This window comes from Trichothermofontia sp., assembly GCF_053493415.1.
In genome coordinates this window covers 21,663-31,616 of record NZ_JBRCAD010000133.1, presented here as the reverse complement: position 1 = coordinate 31,616, position 9,954 = coordinate 21,663, and the positions used below count along the sequence as shown (strand labels likewise).

The 9,954-nt window shown below is 54.9% G+C and carries 7 protein-coding genes; all 7 read right to left on the bottom strand.

Going from position 1 to position 9,954, the window contains the following annotated elements:
* Window positions 1-567, bottom strand: a 567-nt coding sequence (locus ACWIUF_RS11720) for a response regulator (RefSeq protein ID WP_448572552.1), incomplete at its 3' end; no start/stop codon positions are given.
* Window positions 568-643: 76 nt separating this feature from the next.
* On the bottom strand, window positions 644-1,873 hold the full coding sequence (locus ACWIUF_RS11715; RefSeq protein ID WP_448572551.1) for a hybrid sensor histidine kinase/response regulator: 1,230 nt from the start codon (window positions 1,871-1,873) through the stop codon (window positions 644-646).
* A complete protein-coding gene (locus ACWIUF_RS11710; RefSeq protein ID WP_448572550.1) occupies window positions 1,870-5,013 on the bottom strand; it encodes an ATP-binding protein in 3,144 nt (1,047 codons plus the stop codon). Before ACWIUF_RS11710 ends, ACWIUF_RS11715 begins: the two co-directional genes overlap by 4 nt.
* A 5-nt stretch (window positions 5,014-5,018) precedes the next feature.
* Window positions 5,019-5,879, bottom strand: coding sequence for an EI24 domain-containing protein (locus ACWIUF_RS11705; protein ID WP_448572548.1), 861 nt, complete (start codon window positions 5,877-5,879; stop codon window positions 5,019-5,021).
* A gap of 205 nt (window positions 5,880-6,084) precedes the next feature.
* Window positions 6,085-6,576 (bottom strand): TM2 domain-containing protein, encoded by a 492-nt coding sequence (locus ACWIUF_RS11700; RefSeq protein ID WP_448572547.1) that lies wholly within the window; start codon window positions 6,574-6,576, stop codon window positions 6,085-6,087.
* Between the two features lie 523 nt (window positions 6,577-7,099).
* Entirely contained in the window at window positions 7,100-8,446 is a 1,347-nt protein-coding gene (locus ACWIUF_RS11695) for an S-layer homology domain-containing protein (RefSeq protein WP_448572546.1), read from the bottom strand.
* 105 nt (window positions 8,447-8,551) lie between these two features.
* The gene (locus ACWIUF_RS11690; RefSeq protein ID WP_448572545.1) at window positions 8,552-9,943 is read right to left on the bottom strand and encodes a sensor histidine kinase; all 1,392 of its coding nucleotides are present in this window, start codon (window positions 9,941-9,943) and stop codon (window positions 8,552-8,554) included.
* Window positions 9,944-9,954 lie beyond the last annotated feature (11 nt).

Here is a 9,954-nt window from a genome sequence, read left to right as displayed (position 1 = left end):
GCGGTTGGCCCAGGCAGCAGGTGCCCAGGGGTATTGCCGCAAAGGATTAGCGGAACGGGAATTGGTTGCCGTGATCCGCCAGGTAGCCGCTGGGAGGGTTGGCCAAATCGCTGCCCCAGCGGCTACCTGGCGGATCACGGCAACCAATTCCCGTTCCGCTAATCCTTTGCGGCAATACCCCTGGGCACCTGCTGCCTGGGCCAACCGCTGACGGGTCGGATTGTCTTCGGCGCTGAGCAAGAGGATGGGCAGATCGGGAAATTGCTGGTGCAGGGTTTGGCAGAGTTGCAGGCCCAGGGCGGGTCCACTGGGACTGCCCCCCAGGTCAAAGTCGGCAATCACCAAATCCAGGGGTTGGGCGATCGCGGCGGCATCGGCGGACAGGGCAGCATCTGTGGTGACGATCGGTTGGGTCATCTCGTGGGCGATCGTGGCCAGGGCTAGCTCGAAGCTATCGGCCTCCACGCGAATATCCAGATCCTCGAACTGGGTCAGCCAGGTCCGCAGGCCCAGGCGAAAAATGGGATCTCGTTCCACTACAGCAAGTTTTAGCCGCGCATCAGTCATAGGTGGGAGCAACCGGAGCTATCTTCTCAACACGATAGCAGGCCAACCTCTTTGGGCATAGGCTAATCTGCAAGGGTTAATCTGCCATCGCGATCGCGGGCAGGGTAAACCAAAAGGTCGTGCCGGTTGGCTGGGGGGAAACCCCAATATCGCCCCCGTGGGCCTGAATAATCTGGCGACAAAGATAAAGACCAATCCCCAATCCTTGGGTGCGATGGGCATTTTTCCCGCGTTTATAGAGTTCAAACAGTTCTAATGCCTGCTCTGGCGGAATGCCCGTGCCATTATCCGAAACCCGACAGGTCACCCAGGCTAGGGCGGGACGATCCGTGGGCGGGGGGGGTTGCTCTCCTGGCCTTGTGTCTAAGGCCGGATAGCCACTGGCAGCGGGGCCAGGGGCCGCCTGAACAGCCGCTTGCAACCGTAGCGTTAGGCCGGGGGGATTGTGTTTCAGGGCATTGGCAATCAGATTTTCAAACACTCGCCATAACTGGTCGGGGTCAGCCTGCACGCGGGGTAAGCTCACCGGGACTTCGTTTACTAAGGTGGCTTTTTCCTGGGTGACTAACGGTTCCCAATCTTCGGTAAGGCGCTGGATAAAGGCATGGAGGGCAAGGGGTTCGGGATGTAGCACGACCCCTGTTAGCTCGTTGGCATGGGTTTCCACAAGGGAGTTGATCAGTTTGAGTTGGCGATCGCAGCCCTGGGTAAGGCGATCGATAACCAGCGTCGGGACACCCACCTGGGGCTGTTCCCCAGCCTGTTGGCGGAGGCGGTTGAGCAGCAGGAGGGTGCCCGTGACGGGGTTACGCAAATCATGGGAAACCGCGTGGAGGAAAAACCGCAGGGCTTGTTCAGCCTGCTGCCGCTCGGCAATTTCGAGTTGCAATTGTTGGTTTTGCGTTTGCAGTTGTTGTTGCAACTGACGGAGGGCGACATGGGTTTTCACACGGGCTAGGACCTCATCCGGTTGAAAAGGTTTGGTGACGTAATCAACCGCACCAAGGCTCAGCCCCTTGACCTTATCGATCGTCTCGGCCAGGGCAGTCATGAAGATGATGGGAATCGCCTGGGTTGTGGCGTCGGCCTTCAGGCGTTGGCAGGTCGTAAAGCCATCCAGCCCCGGCATCATTACGTCGAGCAAAATCATGTCGGGCTGGGCATAGTGGGCCAGTTCGATCGCGCTTTCGCCATCTTCGGCAATCAGTAACTTGAACCCAGAGTCACTCAAGGAATTGAAGAGTACCTCCAGGTTAGTGGGGTTGTCATCGACAAGGAGAATGCAACCGCTCGTCTGCGCCGTCATGCCTGCTCGTCCTCGATCGCGTACTGACGAAGGAACTGCTGAATCTTTTTGATCTGAAAATTTTTCGCAAGTTTTTCCAAAGCCCTTAAAAATGGTAGCAGGTGTGGATCGGTTTGTTGGAGATGATCCAGGGTGTCCCGCAGGCTTTTAATATCACCCAGTTTGGCTAAGGCTTCCAGATGGCGCAGGATTTCAGGAGGGGGAACGACGGAAGTGGCGGCTGGTTCCGCAGCCGCCGGGGCGATCGCCGCCGCATTATAGATCCACTCTAAACCCAGGTGGTAGCCCAGACAGGCAAATAGGTCCTTCTCCTGGATCGGTTTGGGGATAAAGTCATCGCACCCCGCCTCCAAACTGGCCTGACGATCGTTTTCAAAGGCACTGGCGGAGGTGGCGATAATAATGGGGGGGCGCAGGGTGTCGATCTGGCGGAGCCGCTGGGTTGCCGCGATGCCATTCAAGGTGGGCATGACCAGATCTAACAAAATGACATCGGGTTGAAAGTGAACCGCTTTGGTTAAACAATCTAGCCCATCGTTGGCGGTTTCCACCTCAAACCCAAGGGGAACCAACAGCCCCATGAGCAGGGTCCGATTCTCCGGGCGATCGTCCACCACCAGGATGCGGCAGCGGGGTCCCTGGTAGCCAACAATGTTGAGATCCATCAGGGCTGAGGGAGTCGCATTAACCTCGGTAATCACGGGTAGTTCAATATCGAACCAAAACTGGCTGCCCTGGCCCAGTTGGCTGGTCACCTGCAATTGGCCCCCCATTAATTGCACCAGACGTTGACTAATAGCTAACCCTAAGCCCGTGCCTTCCGATCGACGGGCCGGATCACCCACCTGGCGAAAGGGCTGGAAAATAGCATCCAGATAGGTCGGATCAATCCCCTGTCCCGTATCTTCAACGCGAAAACGGATCGTTTGTGCGCCAATGAGACCGACCTTCAGGAAAACGCCTCCATGTTCCGTAAATTTCACCGCATTGCCCAGCAGGTTAATCAACACCTGCCGTAGCCGCTTTTCGTCGCCTAATACCCGTGCGGGCAGGGGCGACAGGCGCTCATATAAAAAGAATAACCCCTGTTGTTCCACCCGCAGATAAAAGAGATCGGCAATGCTTTCTAAAAATTCCGGCAATGGAAACTCTTCAATATGCAGCTCTAGTTTCTGTGCTTCCACCTTGGAAAGATCGAGAATGTCATTGATCAGGGTTAATAGGTGCTTGCCACATTGTTGAATGGTTTGTAGGCCCTTTTGTTGGGAATCGGAAAGGTTCGGGTCGCGTTGCAGCAGTTGGGCATAGCCTAAAATGCCATTGAGAGGGGTGCGAAGCTCATGGCTCATATTGGCGAGAAATTCACTTTTGGCCCGATTCGCGGCCTCGGCTGCTTCCTTTGCCTGGTGTAACTCTAACTCAGCCTGCTTGCGATCGCTAATATCAATGGCGATCGTGAGTAAACAATCCTGACCATTCAGGTTAATCACCTCTGCCGACAGAAGGCTGGTACGGATTTTCCCTTGTTTGGTTCGTAATCGAAATTCGTAGTTATGAATTGCGCCCTGTTCAGCAATGACTTGTAGTAAATGATCACGATCGCGAATGTTTTCCCACAGGCTGAGTTCTGTGGGTGTGCGCCCAATAACCTCATCAACGCGATACCCCGTCAGTGTGAGAAAAACCCCATTGACTTCAATCAGAGAACCGTTGTCCATCCGGGTAATGGCGATCGCGCTGGGGCCAGAGCGGAAAGCCTTGGCAAACTTTTCCTCCGATTGACGTAATTCCAGGGTCCGCTCCTCCACACGAATTTCCAATTCGGCCTTGGCCTGGGCGAGGGCCTGGAAGGCATCTTGTAACTGGTGGGCCATGTGTTGAAATGCTTGGGCCAGGGTCCGAAATTCCTTAATCGTTTCCTGGGTCAGGCGCGGGTCAAAGGGAATTTTAGCAAGGTTCCCGATCGCAGCCTGTTGGCTGAGGCCCGTTGAGGCAGTAACTAGACGTTGAATAGGTCGATTAATCCCATTAGCAGCTAAAATACCTGCAATAATCGCCGCAATTAGGGATAGTAAACAATAAAAAATGGTCAGGCGTGTGTTGCTATGGACTTGGGCTAGAAAGTTAGCCTCTGGCGTAACCACGACAATCAACCAGTCTAGCTGATTGTTAAATTGTAAATTTTTAATATAAAGAAATTGATGTTCCTGAGCAAAATGGAAGTCCGATTGGTGCTGCTGGCGAATAGCTTGAAATCCTTGTAGGTGCTGTTGGATATAGGCACTGGTGGCTCGAATTAAAGGATTCGGGCTGTTGAGAGCAGAGATTCGCGTGGCTTCTTCCGTCTGGGTATTAACGGTAAAGGGTAGTTCGCCACTAGAGGTCGCAATCAAGTCACCGTTGCGATCCATGATAAAGATAATGCCCGTTTTCTCAACCTTGAGGGTCTGGAGAAACTGATTGATTTGGGCCAGGGAAAAGTCTGAACTGATCACCCCGATCGGATCGCCGCGATCGTCAAATAGGGGATGATCGGCAGAAATAATCAGTTCTTTCGTTTGAAAAGTTGCGTAGGGCTGCTTCCAGACAGGCTTACCAACGGCTAAGCTGTCATAATACCAGGCTCGCTGACGATGATCGTAGTCGCTGCGGATTTCCGAGGCTAAGAGATACCCCTGGGCGTTAAAGATACGAATGGTAATTCCCCCTGTGTCATGATTCCAGGTTGCGATCGAATATTCACCCGAATTTTCTCGTCGTCGAATTCCCACATAATCGGGCTTTTCGGTACCAATGGTAATGGCCGTTAGAGTTTGATATTTTTGTAATTGGGCTTCTAGATAGGGCTGTAGTGATTGGAGATTATCAATGTTAATAATATCCGAAGTAATGGTATCCGCAATAAATTGATTGATCAGAACGGGATCTTCCAGATAGTCAATGACCTTTTCTTCAATATAGTCAGCCTGTTGTTGTTGGAGTTGCAGGGCGACATTATTAATCGCCTGCTGACCGTTGCGAATGGATAACCAACCCGTAACACCCACGGCTACAATAATTTGCAGGAGAAAAGGCACCACTAAGACCAACTTGAGGGGCACATTCCCAATCCACTGCTTATGTCCCTTATACGTTGGCATGACCCTTACCCTTGGTCGGCAGTCTCGCGGGTCGAGGAGGGATCGACCGGATCGACTCCCGATCGTAGCTGATCACAGAAAAACAGGGTGCCACCCGCAACACACAGGGGCAAGGTAACCAGGTTGACTAGGGGAATGCTGACCAAACCTAAGCACACCAGACCAAAGAGGAAGGTGCCTGGTAGACCCCGCACAATCACGCCTAATTTGCCACGAAAGGTCAGATAGCGTCGTTCCAGGGGTGAGTCCAGAAAGTCCAGACAGATTAAGAGGACGGTTAACCCCAACCACCCCGCCCCCGTAACCAGGGGACCCACCCCCGGTACTAGGCCCAAGCCTAGGAGCAGGGTGCCGATCGCGATCGCCAGCAGCAGTTTTTTTCCTTCAAACAACACAGCCCGCCAGATCTCCCGCACCCCCCGCAGCGGATGGTTAGGCAGCGTGGGGAGTGCCCCTAGGCGCAGGTATTCCAGTTTTTCGGACAGGACGCCATACCAGGGCGCACCCAGGATCGTGCCAAATTGGACCAGCAGAAATCCAATCACGATGAGCAGGATGACGATCAATAGCCCGCGCAGCAAGGTGACCACGATCGCCAGTAGCCAATCCGGTAGCCCCCCGATCCACAGGTCGATCGCTTGGAGTCCCTGGCCCAAGAGCCAGGCATAGAGAACCCCCCCCAGGATCAGGTTAATCAGCAGCGGCACCAGCACATAGACCCACAGTTGGCGATGCTGCCAAAGTACTGCGATCGCCTGAAAAGGATAAATCGGCCCCGCAAAGCGATTGGGGCGACGGGGTGGGGGCATCGGCACCCTAGGGAGCGTACTTTCAGTAGACGACTCAGGGAGTAGGGGGTCTGACATAGGTACTGGTAATCGCCACAACCGTATCGAAGCCAGCAGAACTGCGGTTTTAACCGCAACTACAAACAACAGCCGTCAAGCTCAATCCGTTCGCCGTAGCGACCTTAGTCGCTGTTGCGTAGTAGCGACTTTCGTCGCCAACACAACGGATGCCCCCTCCTGGCAAACACGGGCTAGAGGTTAAGTCTGATTAAATTAAAGCTCATTAGAAATAATAGGTAACAGCCCCGGTAACAGGATCATTACCAATGTGGGCATAGCCCGATCGCACCATCTCCAGCAGCAGGGTTTCCACCTGGGCAAAACCCAATCCCGAAGCCATCACCCCTTGGGTAACCGTTAGTTTCCCGCCCCGTTTTTCCGCCGCCTTGACCAATACCACTAGTTGTTGTTCACGGGTGAGGGAAGGCGAGACCGGGTCCGGAGCCGGATCGAGGGGAGGCGTGGGGGAAAAATCCGCTGACCCATAGCCCAAGGGGGGGCGCAGTTTACGATCGTGGCTCCGCACAATGTCAGGAATCAGGAACAGGTCAACGATTTGGCCAATCCCGCAGAGACCAAAAGTACATAGCCAAAGAACTCCCGTGATCATCTTCCCGTTGTACAGCCGGTGTAGGCCGCAAATGCCAAAGAAAAAACCGGCCCAGAGGGTATAGGAAAAGGCAATGCGTCCGGAATGATTACGAACAAGGCTCATGGCTTAGCGGGAGTGCAGGATGGCAGGCAGGGGACTCTTTCTATTGTGCCGCTGCGATCGCCGATCGTGTTTGCCATCGGATAGGGGGCTATCAGACCCAATTTGGGTAGTGGGCTGTCAACCGTAAATGATCGAGAGGCTCCAAGCGCCTTCGACACGCTCACGCTTCGACAGGCTTAGGGTGAGCGGGACGCATCCGTTTACAGCCGTTCCCTCTCTAATAAAGTATTGTCAAGCCTTGCGAACAACGGGCTTAAGCCCCTTGCCTATACCTCACCGAGAATGGAAGTGCAGTATCAGGGTTTGAGACTAGATTGTAAGCGCTGGGCATCGTGGGCTGTTGCAATTACCGAGAATGGAAGTGCAGTATCAGGGTTTGAGACGGGCGGCTCTGCTATCGCAATCTCAAGTGATGGCTGCGCGTGGGGCGGGCATCCTGCCCGCGCAGGCTAGAAGCCTGCACCACAATCCCTCACGAACCCTTTAGGATGGCGATGGCTCAAGTTATCGAGATTCCCTAAGCTCACGGATTGGGTAACCCTGGCCCCATGACGGGGGCTGCGGGTGACGGTTCCCCCGTGGGAGACGTCGATCGAGCCAACTGTTCTGCCTGCAAGATATCCGCCGCCGCCACGCCATCGGTTTGGAAGCCGAAATAACTCAGGGCGGCTGCGCCCTCGGCACGCGTGACCGCCCGTTGGGGTTGGAGTAAGGTCGTAAACCCAAACACCCGTCGAATGTTGGCTAAATCGCCGTTTTGATAATCCGCTAGGACCGCCCGCAGGGCATCCGGACTAATGCGATTGGCATCCTGGAACCCCCAGGTTGTCTGGACGGCCTCCACCGTTGCGGGGGCCAGGGTCCGGCGAACATCCAGAGGCACTTTCCAGCGCAGCAGGGTTTCCCGGTTCAAGGTGGCCTCCGGTTGAAATTGGGTGGCGGTACTGTCACCACTCAGCCGACTGGGGAGAATGCCGGCTTCAGCCAATCCCTGAATGGCCGCAAAGTCAGGATCGCTAGGGGGCACGTCTTGGAACACGGGGGTCTCATTAACCTGGGCCAGCCGGATTTGTTTACCGGGTCGATCGCGAAAGAGACGGTTATTAGTCGTGACCAGCCAGCGGGCAAAGTCGCGCCGGGTCAGGGCTTGATTGGGGGCAAAGGGGGCGGCACCGGTTGGGGTTGGCGATGCGATCGGGGTTAACACTCCCAAGGCGGCTAAATCCGTCACGGCGGGCTTGAGGGCAGGGGGCACCTGGTCCAGATCCGGGAAGGGGGGGCGATCGGTGCCCGCGTCGGGTGCCATTGGCGTTGCCGGTAAGGCCGCGTCCGCGCTACGACGATAGCGTAACTCGAAGCGGGTGCCCTGGGGGGGGACCGCAGTCCCAGGGGTTGGCTCGGCTGAAGAGGCGTCCGGTGGTTGCAAGATCACCGTGACGGTTAGTCCATCCGCCTGTTGGGCCATCAGCATCCCAGCCGAGAGGGCCGCCTCCGTCAGTTGCCAGCCATTGCGTTGGAAGGCATCACGATAGAAGGCCAAAATACGATCGCGCGGGTCATCACTACGCCACAGCGTACTACCCGTTGCCCCATCCACGGCGTCTAGTTGGGCCTGGGGGTAGCGGGGAATGCTGGCGGGAAAGTCGGCGGGCAAGGCCGGTGAGGCACTCCCTGTGGGGCTGGGTTCAACCACCGGGGTTGCCGTTTGTAAGCGCGGATCAGCCGTGAGCGATCGTTCCAATGCCTCACTTCCCGGCCCATTGGCACAGGCCGATAGTAGTCCGACACAGCTAATCAGGCCACCCAACCCCATGAGCGATCGCATGGCACTAGCTCTGGCGAATTGACGCCCCCATTGACGCACCAACACAGACTATCCCCTCTCTGACGCGTTTCCCTCTTAACGCTAGCGCAAGCGGGCCGTCGCGATCGGCCTAAGTTTGCCCTAAGGCGTATTGCCCTCAGGGACCTTGCCTTAAGGTGTGTCTACATCGAGGGGAAGCAGAATTTCAAATTCAGTGCCCGTGCCTAGGGTCGATTGGAAGCGCAGGTGGCCCTGGTGTTTTTGCGTCACAATTTGGTGGCTGATAGCCAGCCCTAGTCCCGTCCCTTTACCGATCGGTTTGGTGGTGAAAAATGTCTCGAAAATGCGTCCCTGGATAGCCGTCGGAATCCCTGGCCCATTATCGATAATCCGGATAGAAACCCATGCCGGAGATCCCGCAGCGCACGCATCAAAACCTGGATCGGCGACAACGGTAGTGATCAGGGTAATCGTTGGCTGCCAGGAATTTGAGTTAGATGGCGCTGGCTGCGAGCGGGCTGCTTTTAATACTTCCTGGCGATCGGTGAGGGCATCGATCGCATTCGTAATTAAATTCATGAAAACCTGGCTAAGCTGGCCAGCATAGCACTTAACGGGTGGCAAATCACCATACTGTCTATCCACAGTAATGCCATACTTCAAGCGATTATTCAAAATTAACAGGGTATTATCAAGACAAGTATGCAAGTCAGTTGCCTGGGCCACATCATCCTGCATGTGGGAAAAGTTGCGGAGGCTCCCCACCAGGGCAGTCAGGCGCTCAACCCCCATTACCATGCTGTTGAGAATCTTGAGGGCGTCTTTCTCGATGTAGTCAAAGTCAATTTCATCACGCATAGCCAAGACTTCAGGGATCGGACCCACGTCGGCTGCATCATAGGTTTTAATCAAACGCAAAAGATCTTGAACATAGCCCGTTAGAAAGTCCACATTACCCTTAATGAAATTCACTGGATTCAGAACTTCATGGGCAACCCCCGCTAACATTCGTCCCAGGGTAGACAGCTTTTCCGTCTGGATCATTTGCGCCTGGGTTTGTTCCTGCAATAACTGGGTCGCCAGTTCATGAATCCGGGATTGGGCAATGAAGAGTTGCTGGGTATCCAATAGACGATACTCGCCATTGCTTAGACGCACGACGATCGGTTCATAAAGGGTTTCGGGCGATCGCCCAAGAATTTGACGAGCAGCCTGGACAATTGGGGTATCACTACTCAGCAGCAAGCAATCCGTTTCCGCAAATCGATACAAAATTTGGAGCGGGCGTCGCAGAAAAATCTCTTGCCCAAAAGGACGGCTCAAACATTCAAAAAAACGTTGCCGTGAGACAATCCCCAAGCATTGCCCCTGCTCCAACAAAATTAAACCTGGCAACAAGGGTTCCTGCTCAAACCGCACCTTGGCCGATTGACTAGGGCAATTCACCTCGATCGCGGCCTCATACAGCCAGAGGTCAGCAAGGGTTGACCCCAATTGGAGGTCCGAGATCAAAGCCAGTGTTGGTGGGGTCATCGAGTGACCGCTATCAAGCCGGGTTAGCATTGAGAGTACTC